At 73.3% G+C, this 18,703-nt stretch carries 16 protein-coding genes; 7 read left to right on the forward strand and 9 right to left on the reverse strand.

Annotation, left to right across the window (positions count from 1 at the left end; all coding sequences use genetic code 11):
* Positions 1 to 72 precede the first annotated feature (72 nt).
* Positions 73 to 387, forward strand: coding sequence for a hypothetical protein (locus HJG45_RS20775; RefSeq protein ID WP_171614638.1), 315 nt, complete (start codon positions 73 to 75; stop codon positions 385 to 387).
* 79 nt (positions 388 to 466) lie between these two features.
* A complete protein-coding gene (hrpB, locus tag HJG45_RS20780) occupies positions 467 to 2,992 on the forward strand; it encodes an ATP-dependent helicase HrpB (protein ID WP_171614640.1) in 2,526 nt (841 codons plus the stop codon).
* Between the two features lie 147 nt (positions 2,993 to 3,139).
* Here hrpB and HJG45_RS20785 read toward each other — a convergent pair whose 3' ends face one another.
* From HJG45_RS20785 to alr, 4 genes are read right to left on the reverse strand one after another with little or no spacing between them, the layout of a single operon-like run.
* On the reverse strand, positions 3,140 to 3,502 hold the full coding sequence (locus HJG45_RS20785; RefSeq protein ID WP_171614642.1) for a hypothetical protein: 363 nt from the start codon (positions 3,500 to 3,502) through the stop codon (positions 3,140 to 3,142).
* An 18-nt stretch (positions 3,503 to 3,520) separates the two neighbouring features.
* Positions 3,521 to 4,333 carry an ABC transporter ATP-binding protein gene (locus tag HJG45_RS20790; RefSeq protein ID WP_171614644.1) on the reverse strand — a complete coding sequence of 271 codons (813 nt, stop codon included), beginning with the start codon at positions 4,331 to 4,333 and terminating at the stop codon, positions 3,521 to 3,523.
* 5 nt (positions 4,334 to 4,338) lie between these two features.
* Positions 4,339 to 5,127, reverse strand: a complete 789-nt coding sequence (locus HJG45_RS20795; RefSeq protein ID WP_171614646.1) for an ABC transporter permease — start codon at positions 5,125 to 5,127, stop codon at positions 4,339 to 4,341.
* Positions 5,127 to 6,212 carry an alanine racemase gene (gene alr, locus HJG45_RS20800; RefSeq protein ID WP_171614648.1) on the reverse strand — a complete coding sequence of 362 codons (1,086 nt, stop codon included), beginning with the start codon at positions 6,210 to 6,212 and terminating at the stop codon, positions 5,127 to 5,129. Before alr ends, HJG45_RS20795 begins: the two co-directional genes overlap by 1 nt.
* Positions 6,213 to 6,522: 310 nt before the next feature.
* Here alr and HJG45_RS20805 point away from each other — a divergent pair, with 310 nt between their 5' ends.
* Positions 6,523 to 7,122 carry a hypothetical protein gene (locus tag HJG45_RS20805; RefSeq protein WP_171614650.1) on the forward strand — a complete coding sequence of 200 codons (600 nt, stop codon included), beginning with the start codon at positions 6,523 to 6,525 and terminating at the stop codon, positions 7,120 to 7,122.
* Between the two features lie 34 nt (positions 7,123 to 7,156).
* On the opposite strand, the gene HJG45_RS20810 is transcribed toward HJG45_RS20805, so the two are convergent.
* The 3 genes from HJG45_RS20810 to HJG45_RS20820 form a co-directional block, all read right to left on the reverse strand.
* Positions 7,157 to 8,674: a replicative DNA helicase gene (locus tag HJG45_RS20810; protein ID WP_171614652.1), complete on the reverse strand. Its 1,518-nt coding sequence runs from the start codon at positions 8,672 to 8,674 to the stop codon at positions 7,157 to 7,159.
* 221 nt (positions 8,675 to 8,895) lie between these two features.
* Entirely contained in the window at positions 8,896 to 10,125 is a 1,230-nt protein-coding gene (locus HJG45_RS20815) for a cyclopropane-fatty-acyl-phospholipid synthase family protein (protein WP_171614654.1), read from the reverse strand.
* A gap of 104 nt (positions 10,126 to 10,229) precedes the next feature.
* Positions 10,230 to 11,372, reverse strand: a complete 1,143-nt coding sequence (locus tag HJG45_RS20820; protein WP_171614656.1) for an MFS transporter — start codon at positions 11,370 to 11,372, stop codon at positions 10,230 to 10,232.
* 191 nt (positions 11,373 to 11,563) lie between these two features.
* Here HJG45_RS20820 and HJG45_RS20825 point away from each other — a divergent pair, with 191 nt between their 5' ends.
* From HJG45_RS20825 to fdxA, 3 genes are all read left to right on the forward strand, one after another.
* A complete protein-coding gene (locus tag HJG45_RS20825) occupies positions 11,564 to 14,755 on the forward strand; it encodes a helicase-related protein (protein ID WP_254452681.1) in 3,192 nt (1,063 codons plus the stop codon).
* Between the two features lie 25 nt (positions 14,756 to 14,780).
* On the forward strand, positions 14,781 to 15,095 hold the full coding sequence (locus HJG45_RS20830; RefSeq protein WP_171614658.1) for an RNA-binding S4 domain-containing protein: 315 nt from the start codon (positions 14,781 to 14,783) through the stop codon (positions 15,093 to 15,095).
* A 95-nt stretch (positions 15,096 to 15,190) separates the two neighbouring features.
* A complete protein-coding gene (fdxA, locus tag HJG45_RS20835) occupies positions 15,191 to 15,523 on the forward strand; it encodes a ferredoxin FdxA (protein WP_171614660.1) in 333 nt (110 codons plus the stop codon).
* A gap of 69 nt (positions 15,524 to 15,592) precedes the next feature.
* Here the strand turns inward: fdxA and HJG45_RS28930 are convergent, their stop codons facing one another.
* Together HJG45_RS28930 and HJG45_RS20845 are read right to left on the reverse strand one after the other, a co-directional pair.
* The gene (locus tag HJG45_RS28930; RefSeq protein ID WP_171614662.1) at positions 15,593 to 16,171 is read right to left on the reverse strand and encodes a response regulator; all 579 of its coding nucleotides are present in this window, start codon (positions 16,169 to 16,171) and stop codon (positions 15,593 to 15,595) included.
* Positions 16,125 to 17,282, reverse strand: coding sequence for a sensor histidine kinase (locus HJG45_RS20845; RefSeq protein WP_171614664.1), 1,158 nt, complete (start codon positions 17,280 to 17,282; stop codon positions 16,125 to 16,127). The genes HJG45_RS28930 and HJG45_RS20845 overlap by 47 nt, the downstream gene beginning before the upstream one ends.
* A gap of 248 nt (positions 17,283 to 17,530) precedes the next feature.
* Here HJG45_RS20845 and HJG45_RS20850 point away from each other — a divergent pair, with 248 nt between their 5' ends.
* Positions 17,531 to 18,679, forward strand: coding sequence for a YbfB/YjiJ family MFS transporter (locus HJG45_RS20850; RefSeq protein WP_171614666.1), 1,149 nt, complete (start codon positions 17,531 to 17,533; stop codon positions 18,677 to 18,679).
* Positions 18,680 to 18,703 lie beyond the last annotated feature (24 nt).

Below are 18,703 nucleotides of genomic sequence, written 5' to 3' on the forward strand. Positions count from 1 at the left end.
CAGGGCGTCGGTCCATCCAAGGCCCCGCCGCCGCCCGGCGCTACCCTCCCCGCCCAGGACAGGAGAGCCACCATGTCCCTCTTCACCGTCGAGGTCGCCGGCCGGCCCGTCCTCGTCTTCCATGAGCAAAGCCCGGAAGCCGCCGAGGAGCTGGTCGCCACGCTGATCGGCCCCGACCTGCAGGAATTCGAGGCCGGCGGCGAGCCGCTCTGGGACGGCCAGTCCGAGCTGCTGGTGCGCGCCGCCGGCACCGAGGAGGCAAGCCGCTGGCAGCAGGGCCTCGCCGAGGCCCGCGAGGGCGGCGACGGCCAGGATGAGGAGGAGTTCGCGGTCTTCCTCGTCGCCCTCGATGAGGAGGACGCGGACGGCGAGGCCGGGGAAGCCTGAGCACCCTTTCCCAAGGGCGCCCTTTCCGGGATGCCCTATTCGGGGTGACTGGGCCGCGCCCGCCCCTATAAGCGCCGGCATGCTGCCCCATCCTCCGGCCGACCTTCCGGTGACCGAGGCGCTGCCGGCGCTCACCGCCGCGCTGCGCCAGGGGCCGAACGCCCTTCTCATCGCCCCGCCCGGCGCCGGCAAGACCACGCTGGTGCCGCTGGTGCTGCGCGGCGAGCCCTGGGCCGCGGGCGGCAAGCTGCTGGTGCTGGAGCCGCGCCGCGTCGCCGCCCGGGCCGCGGCGCGGCGCATGGCCGAGCTGCTCGGCGAGGCCGCGCCTGGCCAGACCATCGGCCTTGCCACCCGGCTCGACCGGGCCGTCTCGGCCGCCACCCGCGTCGAGGTGGTGACCGAGGGGCTGCTGGTCCGCCGGCTGCAATCCGATCCGGGGCTGGAGGGCGTCGCCGGCGTCCTGTTCGACGAGGCGCATGAGCGCAACCTCGACACCGACCTCGCCCTCGCCCTCTGCCTCGACCTGCAGCGCGCCCTGCGACCCGAGCTGCGGCTGCTGGCGATGTCGGCGACGCTCGATGGCGGCGCCTTCGCCGGGCTGATGGGAGGGCCGGCGGGGCCGGCGCCGCGGATCGAAAGCCTCGGCCGCGCCTTTCCCGTCGCCATCGAGCACCGGCCGCGCGACCTGCGCGACCCCCGCGACCTGCCCGAGGCCATGGCCGGGACGATCCGCGAAGCGCTACGGGCGCATCCGGGCGACGTTCTCGCCTTCCTCCCTGGCTGGGGCGAGATCCGTCGCACCGCCGAGCGGCTCGGCGGCGTCGAGGCCGATGTGCTGCCGCTGCATGGCGAGATGCCGCCGGCCGAGCAGGACCGGGCGCTCACCCCCCATGGTGGGCCGAATCCGCGTCGCAAGGTGGTGCTGGCCACCTCCATCGCCGAGACCTCGCTGACCGTGCCGGGCGTGCGCATCGTGGTGGATGGCGGCTTCCGCCGGGCGCCGCGGCTCGACCCGGCGACCGGCCTCTCCCGCCTCGTCACCCTGCGCATCAGCAAGGCCGCCGCCGAGCAGCGCGCCGGCCGCGCCGGCCGCACCGCGCCGGGGGTGGCGATCCGGCTCTGGTCGGAGGCGATGCATCGCGGCCTGGCGCCGCAGGACCGGCCGGCGATCCTGGAGGAGGAGCTCTCGGGCCTCGCCCTCGACCTCGCCGCCTGGGGCGCGGCGCCGGGGGATCTCGCCTGGCTCGACCCGCCGCCCGCCGGGACGCTCGCCGCCGCCCGGGCGCTGCTCGCCGATCTCGACGCGCTGGATGCGGCGGGGACGGTCACCGCGACCGGCCGCCGCATGGCCCGGCTCGGCACCCATCCCCGCCTCGCCCGCATGCTGGCCGCCGCCGGGACCGAGGGCGAGAAGGCGCTGGCCGCCGATCTCGCCGCCCTGCTGGAGGAGCGCGACCCGATCCGCCGCGGCCCGTCGCGCGGCTCTGACCGGCGGGAGGCGCCGGCCGACATCACCCTGCGGCTGGAGCTGCTGCATGGCGGCGACCATCCCGAGGCCGACCGGGGCGCGGTGCAGCGCATCCTCCGCGCCGCGGCGCTGCACCGGCGGCGGCTGGGCGTGCATGGCTCGACCCTGCCCGAGGGCGATGCCGGCGCCCTGCTCGCCGCCGGCTTCCCCGACCGCATCGCCGCCCGGCGCGGCGTCATGGCCGGCGCCTTCCGCCTCGCGTCAGGTCAGGGCGCGCGGCTGCCGGCGACCGACCCGCTGGCCAAGGCGCCGCTGCTCGCCGTCGCCGATCTCGAACTGCAGGGGACCGAGGCGCGCATCCGCATGGCCGCGCCGATCGAACGGGCGGCGTTGGAGGCACGCTTCCCCGATCGCTTCCGGCGCGAGGAGGGCGCCGCCTTCGATGCCAGGGCCGGCGCCGTGCTGGCGCGGCGGCGGCTGCGCTTCGGGCCGCTGGTGCTGGAGGAGACGGCCATCCCGCAGGCCGATCCGGCGGCCGCCGCCGCGGCACTCGCCGCCGCGGTCGCGGAGCGGGACCTGCGCGACCTGCCCTGGGGCGCGGCGGCGCGGCAGCTCCAGGCGCGGGTGGGTTGGATGCGCAGGGCGGAGGGCGGGGACTGGCCCGACCTCTCCGACGCCGCGCTCGCCGCCGGCGTGCAGGACTGGCTGGCGCCGCATCTGCACGGGATGACCAGGCTCGCCGAGCTCGCCGGGCTGAACCTGCCGGAGCTGTTGCTGCAATCCCTCCCCTGGGAGCAGCGCCGCCGGCTGGACGAGGCGCTGCCCGCCAGGCTGGCGCTGCCGGCCGGCCGCAGCGCCGCCATCGACTATGCGCGCGAGGTGCCGACGCTGGAGGCCCGCGCGCAGCACCTCTACGGCATGGCCTCCCTGCCGCCCCTCGCCGGGGGGCGCGTGCCGCTGCAGGTGGCGCTGCTCTCGCCGGCGGGCCGGCCGATCGCGGTGACCGGCGACCTCGCGGGCTTCTGGAAAGGCGGCTGGCTGGATGCCCGCAAGGACATGCGCGGGCGCTATCCGAAGCATCACTGGCCGGAGGACCCGGCGACGGCCGCGGCCGCGGCCGACCCGCCGCGGCGCTGAAGGCGAGCCGGCGCCGGCGCTCATACCGAGCACACAGAATTCCAACCCGCGGCCCGCTGGGCCAAGCGCCCGAATGGGCGCCGCGGCTTATGCCGCGAAGGCCCAGGCAAACCGGAGGTTTGCGCCCGGCGTTTGAGGGGCAGGATACTACTGCCTCATCTCCTCCAGCACGCCGGTCGGCAGGCGCCGCTCGAAGCCCACCCGGAGCTGGTCGGCATTGATGTAGACCGTGTCGCCGCGGCGGATGAGGCAGGTCGGCCGCGTCTCGGTGCGCAGGTTGTAGATGGTCATGCTGCCGCAATAGAGCAGCTCGTCATCCGCCTGCCGCCTGCGGTCGCCGACCAGCACCGTGCCGGCGGGGAACAGCCAGGCATTGCCGAGCGCGCCGGGAAGCTCGACGTCGCGGGTGAAGCGCAGCGCGGCATAGCCGCCCGGCGGGCGCGGCTCTGGCTGCGTGCCCATGGCGCAGCCGGCGGGCAGCAGGGCAAGGAGCGCAAGCCAGGGTGGCATGCGGCCCGCCATGCGCGCCTACCGCCGCAGCTCCATGCGGATCGGCCCCTCCCGCTCGCCATTGGCGAACTGGTCGACCATCGCATTGCCGGTATGGCCGAGCGTGCCGGCGGGGCCGGTCCAGACGATCTTCCCCCTGTAGAGCATGGCCGCGTCGTCGCCGATGCGGCGGGCGCTCGCCATGTCATGGGTGATGGAGATCGCCGTCGCGCCGAGGCGCTTCACGCAGTCGACGATCAGCCCGTCGATCACCGCGCCCATGATCGGGTCGAGCCCGGTGGTCGGCTCGTCGAAGAAGATGATGTCGGGCTGGGCCGCGATCGCCCGGGCCAGCGCCACGCGCTTCTGCATGCCGCCCGAGAGCTCGGCCGGCGAGAGGTCGCCCACCGAGCCGTCGAGCCCGACCTGCGCCAGCACCTCCGCCGCCTTGTCGCGCGCCTGCGTGCGGCTGATGCGGTTCTGCGCCAGCAGCTTGAAGCAGACATTCTCCCAGACTGGCAGGCTGTCGAAGAGCGCGCCGTTCTGGAACAGCATGCCGATGCGGTCGCCGAGCGCCTCGCGCTCGCCGCGGGACATGCGCAGCACGTCCTTGCCGTCGATCTCGATCAGGCCGGCATCGGGCTCGATCATGCCGAGGATGCACTTGATCGTCACCGACTTGCCGCTGCCCGAGCCGCCGAGGACCACCATCGAATGCCCGGCGGCGACGTCCAGATCGACGCCGTCCAGCACCTGCTTGGCGCCGAAGGCCTTGCGCACGCCGCGCATGCGGATCTTCGGCACCGCCCCAACGGCAGGACGGGCGGCGGGGCGGGTTGCCGGATCGGCCATGTCCCTCATCGCGCGAAGAAGGCCTCGGTCAGCACGTAGTCGAGCGCCAGGATCAGGATGGAGGAGGCGACGACGGCCGTGGTGGTCGCGCCGCCGACGCCCTGCGCCCCGCCCTTCGAGGTATAGCCGCACCAAGTGCCCATCAGCGCGATGACGAAGCCGAAGACGGCCGCCTTGACCAGGCCCGAGACGACATCCTGCACCTGCAGCACGTCGAAGGTGGAGTGCAGATAGGCGGCGGAGACGAAGCCGAGCTTGTAGGTGCCGATCAGCCAGCCACCCATGACGCCGAGGATGTCCGCCACCAGCACCAGCAGCGGCAGGGCGATGACCGCGGCGAGCAGGCGCGGCGTCACCAGGTATTTCATCGGGTTGGTGGAGAGCGTGCTCAGCGCGTCGATCTGGTCGGTCACCCGCATGGTGCCGATCTCGGCGGCGAAACTGGCGCCGATCCGTCCCGAGACCATCAGCGCCGCCAGCACCGGGCCGAGCTCGCGCGTCAACGAGATGACGACGACGCTGGCGATGGCGGATTGCGCATTGAAGCGGGCGAAGCCGGTATAGCTCTGCAGCGCCAGCACCATGCCGGTGAAGACCGCGGTCAGCGCCACCACCGGCAGGGAGAACCAGGCGATCTCGACGAAGGCGCGCCAGAAGAGCCGGCCATAGAAGGGCGGCCGGACGAGGTGGCTCAGCGCATCGAGCGCGAAGAGGGCGACGCCGCCGACCGTGCGGCAGACGGCGAAGGCGGCGCGGCCGAGCGCCGCCAGCGGGTCGAGCAGATAGCTGTCCATCAGGCGATGCGATAGTCGCGGCGGTAGCGCCCGCCAAGGGCGGTGAGGATTTCGTAGCCGATGGTGCCGGCCCGCTCTGCGACCTCGTCCGGCGTGTTCCCGGGGCCGATGAGCTGCACCATCTCGCCCGGGCGGAGGTCCGGCAACGCGGTGACGTCGAAGGTGGTGAGATCCATGGACACCCGGCCGACCAGGGGCACCGGCCGGCCGCGGACCATGCCGACGGCCCGTCCGGACAGGCTGCGAAGGTAGCCATCGGCATAGCCGGCGGCAACGGTGGCGATCCGGCTCGGCCGCGGCGCCGTCCAGCCCGCGCCATAGCCGACCGGGGCGCCGGCCGGGATCTCCCGCACCTGCAGCACCGGCGCGGCCAGCGTCACGACCTGCCGCATGGGGTTGGGGCGGCCGGGCGTCGGGTTGATGCCGTAGAGGGCGCAGCCCGGCCGCGCGAGATCGGAGGCGAAGCCCGGCCCGAGGAAAAGGCCCGAGGAATTGGCGAAGCTCGCCGGCAGGGCGGGCAGCCGGGCGCGGATGGCGGCGAAGCGGGCGGATTGCTCGGCATTCAGCGGGTGCTCCGGCGCGTCGGCGCAGGCGAGGTGGGTCATGACGGCCTGCAGGGCAAGCCCGGCGAGACGGCCCGGATCGTCGGCCAAGGTCTCGAATTCGGCCGGTGGCAGGCCGAGCCGCGCCATGCCGGTATCGACGTGCAGCAGGGCGGGAAGTTGCCTGTCCGCCGCCGCGGCGGCAGCGCCCCAGGCCTCGACATCGCCGAGCCCGTTCAGCACCGGCAGCAGCCCGGCCCTCTCATCCGCGCCGGGGGCGAAGCCGTTCAGCACGGCGATCGAGGGTCCCGGCCCGATCGCCGCCCGCAGCGCCACGCCCTCGGCGAGATGCGCGACGAAGAAGTCCCGGCAACCGGCCGCGGCCAGCGCCCGACCGACCGCGGCGAGGCCGAGCCCATAGGCATCCGCCTTCACCACGCCCGCCACCCGGCCGGGCGCCGCGCGGTCCCGCAACAGGCGCCAATTGGTGGCCACGGCGTCGAGATCGACGGTCAGCACCGCCTGCATCGGCTCACCCCGCATCACTGAAGCGTCCTCGCGCCGCCCGCAGGCGCGTCGCCAGTTGGATCGTCCGGCCCGCGGCCGCTCCCGCCGGGCTTGGTCGGGCATGGACCGCAGCGCCTGCCGGGGCAAGCCCCGGCGGTCACGGCTGCGACGGAGGCTCACGCATGACCAACTCTTGATATTGCAGCGCAACCAGCAGCCTGGGCCGGCGTTGCTGCGGCCGCTACGCAATCATACCTGGTTTTGCCGCGCGGCGCTTTTCCACGTCCCGGATCGAAGCCGGTCCAACACAGGCTGCCGGAGGCAGCAGGCAGGAAGGACCCCAGTCATGGCCCATCACACGACCCCGTCGCATCGGCCGGACAGTGGCGCTGCACGGCGCAGCGCGGCGCCGGGCGGCACCGAGCCGATGCGGCAGGCCGGCCCCGCCCTGGCCGGGGTGGTGACCCAGACCGGCGATGCCGCGGCGGAAGGCGCGCGGCAGGTGGCCGCCGCGACGGCCGAGACCGTGCGGTCCATGGCCGCGCATCAGGCCGAGGCGGCGCAGCGCGGCGGCGCGACGGCGGCCGAGACGCTGGAGCGCACCGCCGAGGCGGGGCGGGAAGGCGTGACCCTTGCGGCCGAGGGCGGCCGGCGGCTCGCCGAGGCCGTGCGGGAGAGCGCCGGGCCGATGACGCGGGCCCTGCCGGGCGCGGGCGAGGCAGCGGCGCTGCGGGAGGTGCCGCTGGCCCTCGGCGGCCTCATGAACGACATGGTCCGCACGCAGCTGCGGATCGGGCAGGAGCTGTTCCGCCTCGCCGATCCGACGCCGCTGCTCGAGGCGCAGCACCAGCTGCTGTGCAGCTATTTGGACGTGCTCACGGCGGGACAGCAGGCTTGGCTGCAGGCGGCCCGGCAGATGGCGCCGCCCGGCCTGCGGCAGGGCTGACGCCGCCGCGGCAGGGGAAAATGGGCCGGAGCGCTCAATGCGCCTCCGGCCCGTGCACCTGGTCGAGATCGCCGAAGCGGGTGAACTCGCTCTCGAAGAAGAGCCGCACCGTGCCGGTCGGGCCGTGCCGCTGCTTGGCGATGATCAGCTCCGCCTTGTTGTGGGCGCTCTCCATGTCGGCCTGCCACTTCGTCAGCGCCTCCTCGTACTTGGCGGCGTTGTCGAAGGTGAGCTCCTTCGGAGCACGCTGCGCCAGGTAGTACTCGTCGCGGTAGACGAACATCACCATGTCGGCATCCTGCTCGATCGAGCCGGATTCGCGCAGGTCGGAGAGCTGCGGCCGCTTGTCCTCGCGCTGCTCCACCTGGCGGGAGAGCTGCGAGAGGGCGATGACCGGGACCGAGAGCTCCTTGGCGATGGCCTTCAGCCCCTGGGTGATCATCGAGATCTCCAGCACCCGGCTCTCCGGCCGCGTGCCGGCGGCCGGGCGCATGAGCTGCAGATAGTCCACCACCACCAGCTCCAGCCCGCGGGTGCGCTTGAGGCGTCGGCAGCGGGTGCGGAGCGCCGAGATGGTGATGGCCGGGGTGTCGTCGATGACCAGCGGCAGGGTGGAGAGCTCGCGGCTGACCTCGACGAAGCGGTCGAAGTCGCGCTGCGAGATGTCGCCGCGGCGGATCTTGTCGCCCGAGATCCGGGCACTCTCCGAGAGCAGGCGGGTGGCGAGCTGGTCGGCGCTCATCTCGAGGGAGAAGATGGCAACCGTGCCGCGTGGCTGCACGCCCTCCCCCTTCTCCTGCGCCTCGCGCACCAGCGCCTGGGCAGCGCCGAAGGCGATCTTGGTGGCAAGCGCCGTCTTGCCCATGGCCGGGCGGCCGGCGACGATCAGCAGGTCGGAGCCGTGCAGGCCGCCGGTCTTGGCGTCGAGGTCGCGCAGCCCGCTCGGCAGGCCGGAGACGCCGCCCGGAGTGGAGAAGGCCTTCTCCGCCAGCAGCACGGCATCGGTCAACGCCCGCTCGAAGGTGACGAAGCCGCCATCGGTGCCGCCATCCTTCGCTAGGTCGAAGAGCCGCTGTTCGGCCGCCTCGAGCTGCTCCTTGGCCGAGAGCTCCGCCTCCGCCCCGAAGGCGCGGTTCACCACCTCCTCGCCGACATCGACGAGCTGCCGGCGCAGCCAGCAGTCATGCACGATGCGGCCGTACTCGCCGGCATTGATGATGCCGACCATGGCGGAGAGGAGCTGCGCCAGATAGGCCGGGCCGCCCACCTCGTCGAGCAGGCCGGAATGCTCGAATTCCGGCCGCAGGGTTACGACATCGGCGAGCTGCCCCGCCTCGATCCGCCGCTGGATGGCGCGGAAGATGCGGCCATGCACAGGGTCGGCGAAATGCTCGGGCGCGAGGAATTCCGAAACCCGCTCATAGGCCTTGTTGTTCGCCAGCAACGCCCCGAGCAGCGCCTGCTCGGCCTGCAGGTTGGACGGGGGGATGCGCTGCGAGAGGCCGAGCAGCCCGCCGGTGGGGGCAAAGGACGGCTGTTCGATGGTGTTCATGCGGCCAGTCTAGCGCGGGACGCCCCCTGTGGATCGTGGGGATAGCTGTGGATAACGGGGACGGCCGGCATGCCGCACCCAGCCGTGACGGCGGCGCCACGCCGCCCCCGCCCCGGCCCCTGTTCCCTGCCCCCATCCCTGCCCCCATCCCTGCCCCGGACCGGTGGACGAATCATGGACGCGGGCGGCCGCGCCCGCCTGCCCCCCGCCCGGCAACGATCTCAGGCGTCCTCCTGGTCGACCCTCGCCCGGGCCCGCTCCGTCTCGAACGCCCAGTCGCGGGTCAGCGGCAGCGTCTCCCGCTCCCGCGTCAGCTGGATCTGCCAGTTCATGTGGTCGCTCTCGCGGAAGGCCAGCTCGCAGATCGCCAGGTAGAACTCCCACATCCGGCAGAAGCGCTCGTCATAGAGCGATTGGATGGTGTCGCGATTGGCGGCGAAGCGGCGGCGCCATTCCCGCAGCGTGATGGCGTAGTGCAGGCGCAGGATCTCGATATCGGTCACCCAGAGGCCGGATTTCTCGACCGCCGGCATCACCTCCGACAGCGCTGGGCAGTAGGAGCCGGGGAAGATGTATTTCAGGACCCAGGCATTGGTCACGCCCGGCCCGCTCGACCGGCCGATGGCATGGATCAGCGCCACCCCATCCGGCTTCAGGGCGCGGCGCACCACCTCGAAGAAGCGGCGGTAGTCAGGCAGCCCGACATGCTCGAACATGCCGACCGAGACCACCCGATCCACCGGGCGATGCCAGGTCCGATAGTCCATCAGCTCGAAGCGGACCCGGTCGGCGAGGCCCTCCGCCTCCGCCCGCGCCCGGGAATAGGCGAGCTGCTCCTCGGAGAGAGTGATGCCGGTGACCCGCGCCCCCCAGTCGCGCGCGAGCGTCAGCGCCATGCCGCCCCAGCCCGAGCCGATGTCGAGCACCTCGAGATCCGGCCGATCGAGCCGCAGCTTGGCGGCGATGTGCCGCTTCTTCGCCGCCTGCGCCTCCTCCAGCGTCTCCTCGCCGGTCTGCCAGTAGGCGCAGGAATACTGCCGGTCGCGGTCGAGGAAGAGGCTGAAGAGCCGCCCGTCCAGGTCATAATGGTGGGCGACGTTGCGCTGCGACCGCTTGGCCGGGTTGAACTGCGCCAGCCGGCGATGCAGCGTGCGCGACCGGGTGAGGAGCTGGTCGAGCGCCGAGGTCTCCTCGGACCAGACATTGGTGACCAGCAGCTCCAGCAGCTCGTAGATGCTGCACCCGACCGGCTCGAGCTCGCCATCCATATAGAGCTCGCCGAGGGCGAGGGCGGGGTTGCGCCCCAGCCGGCGCGCCGCCGCCCGGCTGCGCAGGGCCATGCCCGCCGCCGGGGCGGGGCCGGGGCCGAATTCGCGGATCGTGCCGTCGGCATGGCGGACCGTCAGGCGGCCCGTCCGGATCAATCGTCGCAGCAGGAATTCGAGAAGCATCCTTTCCGGCTCCCCCGTCTCGCGGGCCCGGGGCCCCGCCCGGGAACCGGCACTCCACCGGGGGCCACCGGGCAGGGGCAGGCCAGGCCGCCATCGTCGATGCGTCAGACCCGGCCTATCGTCGCATCCTGATTCGCAGGCGCAAGCCGCCCTGCCAGGGGAAGCGCGAGAGCGCAGAGCCCGGCCATCACCCAAAAGCCCCGCCCCCCCAGCGCCGCGTAAAGCGGCCCCGAGGCAAAGGTCAGCAGGCCCGAGGCGAGGCCGACGCCCAGCGAGGCATGCAAGGTCTGCGCCGTCGCCGCCTGGGCCGGCGGCAGACCGGCGAGAACCCGCATCGCCGCGAGATGCTGCGCCCCGAAGGTGACGGCATGCAGCAGCTGCACGGCGGCGAGCGCCGGCAGCCAGGTGGTCTCGGCGGTGACGCTCCAGCGCACCAGCCCCGCCGCCGCGGCCAGCATCGCCATGCCGGAGGCGCCCAGCCGCTGCACCAGCGGCCGCCCCCAGAGGAACAGCGCGACCTCGGCCATCACCCCTTCCGCCCAGAGCAGGCCGATGGTCCCGGGCGACAGCCCGGCAGCCTGCCAGTGCAGCGTGCCGAAGCCGTAATAGAGTGCATGGCTGCCCTGGATCAGGGCGGAGACCGGCAGCAGCCGGCGGAAGGCCGGGAAGGCGAAGGGAGCACGGAAGCCGCCGCCCCCGCTCTGGCCGGCCCGCAGAGCCGGCAGGCCGCGCGCGGCGAGGGCGGTCAGCGCCAGGGCGCCGGATGCCATCCAGACCACGCTCGTCACCCCGAACAGCCCGACCGCCTGGCCGGCCGCGACCGCCGCCAGGATGAAGGAGAGCGAGCCGGCCGAGCGCACCCGGCCATAGTCGAAGCCCCGCTCGCGCGCCGCGCCAAGGCAGAGCGCATCGGTCAGCGGCACGACCGGCGCGTTCACCAGCGCATGCAGCAGCGCGACCAGGAGCAGCGCCGCGAAGCCCTCGGCGAGGGCGAAGCCGGTCACGGCGAGGCTCGCCAGCGCCGCGGCGAGCAGCAGCACGCTGCGGGCATCGCCGAGGCCGTCGGCGCCGCGGCCGACGGCCGGCGCGGCGAGCAGCCGCACCACCGAGGCGCCAGCGAGCAGCAGGGCGATCTGCTGCGGGGACAGTCCCTGCGCGGCGAGCACCACGGGGAGGAAGGGCATCAGCACGCCGATGGCGGCGAACTGGGCGGCGAAGAGCAGGGCGAAGCGGGCGGGAACCGGCATCGGGCCCGGTCGGCCATTCCGCGACGGCCCGGCGACGGGCCTCCCTCTCGCCTGGGCCGGGCCGCCCGCGCCTCCATCTCGAAATCCCGGCATCCGCCTCCCCACCGCCCATCCCTGCCGCGACCTCGCGCCCCTTACGCCCCCGCCCCGCGGTTGCAAATCGCGCGCATCCGGCCCATGCATGGGCCCGCATGCCCGACACCCACACCCCCATGTTCGATGCCCGGGTCAAGGCCGTGTTGGGCCCCACCAACACCGGCAAGACGCATCTGGCCATCACCCGCCTGCTGGCCCATAGCAGCGGCATCATCGGCTTCCCGCTGCGCCTGCTGGCGCGCGAGAATTACGACCGGATGGTCGCCGCCAAGGGCGAGCGCCACGTCGCCCTGATCACCGGCGAGGAAAAGATCGTCCCGCCGGAGGCGAAGTGGTTCGCCTGCACGGTGGAGGCCATGCCGCTCGATCGCCGGGTCGAGTTCGTGGCGGTGGACGAGATCCAGCTCTGCGCCGATCCGGACCGGGGCCATGTCTTCACCGACCGGCTGCTCAATGCCCGCGGCATGGTCGAGACCATGTTCATGGGCGCCGAGACCATCCGGCCGCTGCTGCAGCGCCTGGTGCCGCAGGCCGAGATCGAGACCCGGCCGCGCCTCTCCCAGCTCACCCATGCCGGCCCGGCCAAGCTGACCCGGCTGCCGCCGCGTTCCGCCGTCGTCGCCTTCTCGGCCAGCGAGGTCTATGCCATCGCCGAGGCCATCCGCCGCCGCCGCGGCGGCTGCGCCGTGGTGATGGGGCGGCTCAGCCCGCGCACCCGCAACGCCCAGGTGGCGCTCTACCAGAACCGCGAGGTCGATTTCCTGGTGGCGACCGACGCCATCGGGATGGGGCTGAACATGGATGTCGACCATGTCGCCTTCGCCGCCCTGCAGAAATTCGACGGCCATGTCGCCCGCATGCTGACGGCGCAGGAGGCGGCGCAGATCGCCGGCCGTGCCGGGCGCGGCATGCGCGACGGCAGCTTCGGCACCACCGGCGACTGCCCGCCCCTGCCGGACGAGATCGTCGACAAGATCGAGAACCACAATTTCGAGTCGCTGCAGACGCTCGCCTGGCGCAACCCCGAGCTGGACTTCAGCGGCGTGGACGCGCTGATCGACAGCCTCTCGGCGCCGCCGCCCCTGGCCGGCCTCGCCCGCGGCCATGACGCGGATGATTTCGTCACCCTCGCCCAGCTGGCGCGGGAGGAGGAGGTTCGGAGCCTGGCGCAGGGGCGCAACCGCGTCCGGCTGCTCTGGGAAGCCTGCCAGGTGCCGGATTTCCGCAAGCTCGCCGACGACACCCATGTCCGGCTCTGCGGCCGCATCTTCAAGCACCTGGCCGAGGACGGCGCCCTGCCGGACGAGTGGGTGGCCGGGCAGATCGCCCAGTGCGGCAGCACCGAGGGCGACCTCGACACGCTGATGGCGCGGCTGGCGAATATCCGCATCTGGTCCTACATCGCCGCCCGCGCCGACTGGACGCGCGACGCCGCCAGCTTCCAGGCCGAGGCCCGCCGCGCCGAGGACGCCGTCTCGGACGCGCTGCACGAGCGGCTGACCGCCCGCTTCGTCGACCGCCGCGCCGCGCATCTCATCCGCCGCCTCGACGATGCCGAGGACAATCTCGCCTCCGCCGTGACCCGCCAGGGCGAGGTGGTCGTGGAGGGGCACGCGGTCGGCCGCGTCGCCGGCTTCCTCTTCCACCCGGAGGCGGAGGGCGCGACCGAGGAGGAGCGCAAGCTCGTCCTCCGCGCCGCCCGCCGGGCGCTGCGCGAGGAGATGCCGCGCCGGGTCGCCGCCGTGGAGACGGCGAAGGACGAGGCCTTCGCCCTCACCCCCGGCCACCGCGTCACCTGGACCAGCCCGGGCGCCGAGCCGGCCGAGATCGCCCGGCTGCGCCCCGGCGCCGAGCCGGGCAAGCCCCAGGTCGAGGTGCTGGCGAGCGAGTTCCTCGACGGCGCCCAGCGCGAGCGGGTGCGGGCGCGGCTGGCGAAATGGATCGAGGGGCTGGTCGGCAAGGAGCTGGCCATCCTCGCCACCATCGAGGCCAAGGCCGAGGCCGAGGGCGCGCTGCGCGGCCCTGCCTTCCAGCTCCGCGAGCATCTCGGCCTGGTCCCCGGCAACACCCTGGCCTCGGTGAACCAGGAGCTGCGGCAGAAGCTGAAGGCGATCGGCGTCCGCGCCGGCCGCTTCGCGCTCTTCGTGCCGGAGGCGCTGAAGCCGCGCGCCATGGCGCTGCGGGCCCAGCTCTGGGCCATGTCGCGCAATATCGACACGCCCGCCCTGCCCGCCCCCGGCCTGGTCGCGCTGCATCTGCGCGAGCCGGTGGAGGGCGAGACGCCGCCCGCCGATGCGCCACCGCCCATCGGCTGGCCGCCGGGCTTCGCCCAGGCGATGGGCTGGCTGCCCGCCGGCTCGGTGCTGGTGCGCCTCGACGTCGCGGAGCGCATCGCCGCTGAGCTCGGCTTCCTGACCCGGCGCGCCCCGGCGCCGCCGCCACCCGACCTCGCCAGCCGGCTCGGGGTGAAAACCGACACGCTGGCCCCGACGCTCGCCGCGCTCGGCTTCCGGCTGCTCGAGCCGCCGCCGCTGGCCGAGGACGAATACGGCCCGCCGATGCCGGTGCGCGTCGCCCAGCCGCGGCCGCAGCACCACCAGCCACATCGCGGCCCCCGGCATGGCCAGGGGCACGGTCCAGGCGCGCGGCCGGAGGGGCCGCGCCGCGAGGGGCAGCGGCCGCCCCGGCGCGGGGCGCCAGGAGAACACCAGCGCGGAGCGCCAGGAGAGTATCAGCGCGGAGCGCCAGGAGAGCAGCGGGAGGGCCATGGGCCCGGCGCCGGCCGGCCGCCGCGCGAGCGACAGGAGGCCCGGAGCGGCCGCGAGGGACAGGCGCCGCGCGACCGGCAGGAGCAGCGCGGCTGGCAGGACCGCCCGCCGCGGCGCGACCGGGGCGAGCGCGATCGGGGCGAGCGCGACCAGCGCCCGCCGCGCGAGGCCCGCGCCGTGCCGGATGCGCCGCTGCCGCCGCCGACCAGCGCCGCCATGATCTTCTACGGCCCGCCGATCCCGCCCGAGCTGCGCAAGGGCCCGGGCAAGCTCGAGGTCTCGCGCGGCGGCTTCGGCGGCAAGCCCTTCCAGAACCGCGACCGCGGCCCCGGCGGGCCGCCGCGCGGCCCGCGGCCGGACCGGCGCGAGGATGACCGCGGCCCGCGCGGCTCGCGGCCCGATCGCGGCGACCGGTCCGCGACCATGTCGCACGGCAAGCCGGCCGAGCCGAGCGGCCCGGACCCGGATTCGCCCTTCGCCGTGCTCGCCCGCCTGAAGCTGCAGCAGCAGCAGAGCTGACCGTCCCGGCGGGAAGGCGGGACGGATGGCCGAGGGCGGCGAGGACCGCGACTGGCAGCGGCTCGACAAATGGCTCTGGTGCGCACGGGTCGCCAAGACCCGCGCCGCCTGCAGCCGGATGGTCGAGGCCGGCAGCGTCCGGATCAATCGCCAGCCCACAGACAAGCCGCATGCCAGGCTGCGCCCCGGCGACGTGCTGACCCTGGCGCTGGGCTCGCCGGAGCGCGGGAGCGTGCGGATCTGGCGGGTGCTGGCCCTGGGCGGGCGGCGTGGCCCCGCCAGCGAGGCACGGGGCCTGTTCGAGGACCTTTCGGCACCGCCGCCTTCCCAGCAAGGCTGACCTGCGGCAGGGTGGATCACCCGCGGCTTGCCATCCCGGCCATCGCGGTCCATCTCTGCGCCGGCGCATCGCCGGGCGCGAGGGATCAGTCAGCCGTGACTTATGTCGTTCTCGAAAACTGCATCAAGTGCAAGTACATGGACTGCGTGGAAGTCTGTCCGGTGGACTGCTTCTATGTCGGCGAGAACATGCTGGTGATCCATCCGGACGAGTGCATCGATTGCGGCGTCTGCGAGCCGGAATGCCCCGCCGAGGCGATCGTGCCCGACAGCGACGACCGCGCGGCTGACTACGCCGAGCTGAACCGCACCTATGCGACGCAATGGCCCAACATCACCCGCAAGGGCGAGCCGCCGGCCGATGCGGATGAATGGAAGGACAAGCCGGGCAAGCGGGAGATGTTCAGCCCCGAGCCGGGCACCCCCTGAACTTCCACATTCTCGACTATCACGCCGCCCTGCCGGGTACCCCCGAGCGGAGCCGGACCTTGCTGGGCGTCAGATGCCGGTGGCCCGGTCGACCTCCCGCCGGCCGCCCTGGGGCCGCAGGCCTTGCGAGGCCTGCTGCAGCACGTCCCGCACCGCCGGGATGAGCCGGTCGCCATGCTGCGGCTTCTGCAGCCGCACCGTCGGCCAGCCGAGGCCACGCAGATTGGCCTGCGGCGCATCCGCATCGTAGCCCGTCACCACCACGACCGGCAGATTCGGGCTGCGGCGCCGCAATTCCTGAATGATTTCATAGCCCGCGAGCCGGCCGTTCAGGCGGAGATTGACCACCGCGACCGTGACCGAGGCCACGGGGATGCCCGCCATGGCATCGGCCGAGCCGATGATGAGAGTCTCGAAGCCTTCCGCCACCAGAAGGTCTTCCATCTCGAGCGCCAACAGCGCCTCGTCCTCAACGACCAGCGCCAGGGGCGCTCCTGCTTGCGCGTCCATCGTGCCTCGGTAGAGCATCCCGCCAGCATTGCAATGCCGACAGAAGAATCTGGATTTGCAATAGTTACCGAAGCCTGAGGCGCAATGGTCTTCACCGTGCCGGGAGCGGGCGGAAAACCAGGGTGAGGCGGGTGCCACGCCCGCTTCCGGCCCAGATCATGCGCGCCGAAAGTTGTTGCGTCAGGCGCTCCATCAGCCGCATCCCGGTCCCGCCGGAGGGCGCGCCGGGAAAGCCGCGCCCGTCATCCCAGAGCACCATCCGCACCTCGCCGCCACGCGCCGACTCGAGTCGCAGGCCGATGCTCCCCTCGCTGCCATCGAAGGCGTGCCTGAGGCTGTTGGCGACGAATTCGTGCACGATCAGGCCAAGCGGCGCCGCCTGCTCGGGCGGCACGATCTGCTGCCCCATCTCCAGCACCAGCCGGATGCGTCCCGGCGCATCCTCGTGAAAGCGCAGGAGCGTGCCGGCGAGCTCGCTGAGATAGGCGCCGAGATCGACCCGGTCGACATCGCCGGCGAGGTAGAATTTGTCGTGCAGCAGCCGCAGGGCGTCGACGCGCCGGCGCACCGCCTGCAGCGCCGCGAGTGTCTCCGGCGTGCCGGCGCAGCGCGCCTGCAGCTGCATCAGCCCAATGATGACCTGAAGGTTGTTCTTGACTCGATGCTGCAACTCGCGGAGCAGCCGCTCGACCTCGATGGACCGGGCGCGCAGCTCGTCGCCGACCCGCAGCCGCTCGACGGCCGCCGCGAGCATGTTGGCATAGGATTGCAGGAAGGCGACCTCGTCCTCGGTGAAGCGCCGCGGCTGGCGGCTGTCGATCTCGAGGATGCCATAGGGCGCCTTGCCGTCGGCGCCGGCGACGACGACATTTGCGACCGCGCACACCCCGTGCTCCTGCATGAAGCCGGGCAGGACGAAACGATCATCGGCGGCGCAATCCTCCGATATGACCGGCAGCTCGGTTTCGAGCAGCAGCGCCTCCAGCGTGCCCGCCTCGGCCCGCAGCGCCACCTCGCCGACCAGGCCCGGCCGCCAGCCGAAGCCGGCCCGCATCACCAGGGTGCGACCGTCGCTTTGCAACTCGAGCACCTTCGCGAGACCGGTATCGAATCCCTCCGCGATCAGCCGGCAGGCCTCATGCAGAAGCTCCTGCAGATCCTCCGATTGCAGCGCCCGCTCCCCGAAGCGCGCGAGCGCGGTCTGCTGCGCGAGCAGCCTTGCCTCACGGCGCTGGACGAGGTCGGACATGGCGTTGAAAAAGCAGGCGGCGCGCGGCAGTTCCGACAACATGACGGCGATGAGATCGTATGATGCGGCGCCTTGCCGCGGTCCCGAGGCCGGATCGACGCAGCCGCCGGCATTTCCCGCCTGAGCGGAACGACCCTGCGGCATTCCTAATGCCTATAAGAAACGAGACGCCGCAAGAGACTATAGGGCAGGCAGACATCGGCGTCCGGGCGCTCACGCCCTCCCACGATCTGCTCTAGGCTCGCCGCGTGTCCTCCTTCCTTCGCCACGCCCTGGCCGGTGGCGCCGCCACCGCCTCCGGCAACGGCCTCGCCCGCTTCGCCTATGTGCCTCTCTTCCCCGCCATGGTCGGCCAGGGCTGGGTCACCGGCGCCGAGGCCGGCACGCTCGGCGCCGCGGCGCTGCTGGGCTACCTGATTGGCACGCTGCTCGGGCGCGGCGCGGGCCGGCGGCTCGGCGTGCCGCGCACCCTCGATGCCGGCATGGCGCTGATCGTCCTCTCGCTGATCGCCTGCGCCTGGAATGGCGGCTTTCCCTGGTTCCTGGCCTGGCGAACCCTGGCGGGCGTCGCGGGCGGGCTGCTGATGGCGCTCGCCGGCCCGGCGACGCAGGCCTCGGTGCCGCTGCAGCAGCGCGGCACGGCCGGCGGCGTGGTCATCGCGGGCGTCGGGCTCGGCATCGCCACCGGCGCCCTCGCCGTGCCCGCCCTGCTGCCGGCCGGGCTTCCGGCCACCTGGCTTGGCCTCGCCGGCCTCGTCCTGCTGCTCTGGGCCTTCGCGCATCCGCGCTGGCCGGACATGGCGATGCGCGGCGTCGCGGCCGAGGCGCCGCCCCGCGCCCGGCTGCTGCTGCTGCTCTATGGGCTGCATGGCGCGGGGATGGTGCCGCCCATGGTCTATCTCGCCGACCTCGCCGCGCGCGGCCGGGGCCTCGGCATCGGCATCGGGGCGCTGCTCTGGCTGGTATTCGGCCTCGCCGGCGTCGCCGGCGGCGTGCTGAGCGGGCGGGTGGCGGACCGCCTCGGCGGCCGGCCGACCCTGCGGCTCTGGCTGCTGGTCCAGGTCCTCGCCCTCGGCCTCACCCTGCCGCCCTATGCCCCGCTCGTGCTGCCGGCGGCGGCGCTGGCAGGCTTCGCCGCGGTGGGCGTGACGGCGGTGACGCTCGGGGTGACACGGGAGATCGCCGGCCTGCGCGCGACGGGGCTGTGGGTGCAGTGCACGGCGGCCTTCGCCGTGGTGCAGACGGTCGTGGGCTTCGGCCTCGCCGCCCTCTTCGCCGCAACCGGCGAGAGCCATGCGGCGGTGTTCGGCGCCGGGCTCGGCTTCTCCCTCGCCGCCTTCGCCGCCGCGGTGGCGCTGGCCCGGCAGCAGCCGCAGCCACGGACGGCGCCGGCTTGAAACGGGCCCCGATCGGGTGGACTC

Source organism: Roseicella sp. DB1501 (assembly GCF_013112485.1).
Lineage (GTDB): Bacteria > Pseudomonadota > Alphaproteobacteria > Acetobacterales > Acetobacteraceae > Paracraurococcus.

Coding starts and splice junctions, on each gene's coding strand:
- HJG45_RS20775 (WP_171614638.1), top strand. CDS start 73: ATGTCCCTCTTCACCGTCGAGGTCGCCGGCCGGCCCGTCCTCGTCTTC.
- hrpB (WP_171614640.1), top strand. CDS start 467: ATGCTGCCCCATCCTCCGGCCGACCTTCCGGTGACCGAGGCGCTGCCG.
- HJG45_RS20785 (WP_171614642.1), bottom strand. CDS start 3,502: ATGCCACCCTGGCTTGCGCTCCTTGCCCTGCTGCCCGCCGGCTGCGCC.
- HJG45_RS20790 (WP_171614644.1), bottom strand. CDS start 4,333: ATGGCCGATCCGGCAACCCGCCCCGCCGCCCGTCCTGCCGTTGGGGCG.
- HJG45_RS20795 (WP_171614646.1), bottom strand. CDS start 5,127: ATGGACAGCTATCTGCTCGACCCGCTGGCGGCGCTCGGCCGCGCCGCC.
- alr (WP_171614648.1), bottom strand. CDS start 6,212: ATGCGGGGTGAGCCGATGCAGGCGGTGCTGACCGTCGATCTCGACGCC.
- HJG45_RS20805 (WP_171614650.1), top strand. CDS start 6,523: ATGGCCCATCACACGACCCCGTCGCATCGGCCGGACAGTGGCGCTGCA.
- HJG45_RS20810 (WP_171614652.1), bottom strand. CDS start 8,674: ATGAACACCATCGAACAGCCGTCCTTTGCCCCCACCGGCGGGCTGCTC.
- HJG45_RS20815 (WP_171614654.1), bottom strand. CDS start 10,125: ATGCTTCTCGAATTCCTGCTGCGACGATTGATCCGGACGGGCCGCCTG.
- HJG45_RS20820 (WP_171614656.1), bottom strand. CDS start 11,372: ATGCCGGTTCCCGCCCGCTTCGCCCTGCTCTTCGCCGCCCAGTTCGCC.
- HJG45_RS20825 (WP_254452681.1), top strand. CDS start 11,564: ATGCCCGACACCCACACCCCCATGTTCGATGCCCGGGTCAAGGCCGTG.
- HJG45_RS20830 (WP_171614658.1), top strand. CDS start 14,781: ATGGCCGAGGGCGGCGAGGACCGCGACTGGCAGCGGCTCGACAAATGG.
- HJG45_RS20845 (WP_171614664.1), bottom strand. CDS start 17,282: ATGTCCGACCTCGTCCAGCGCCGTGAGGCAAGGCTGCTCGCGCAGCAG.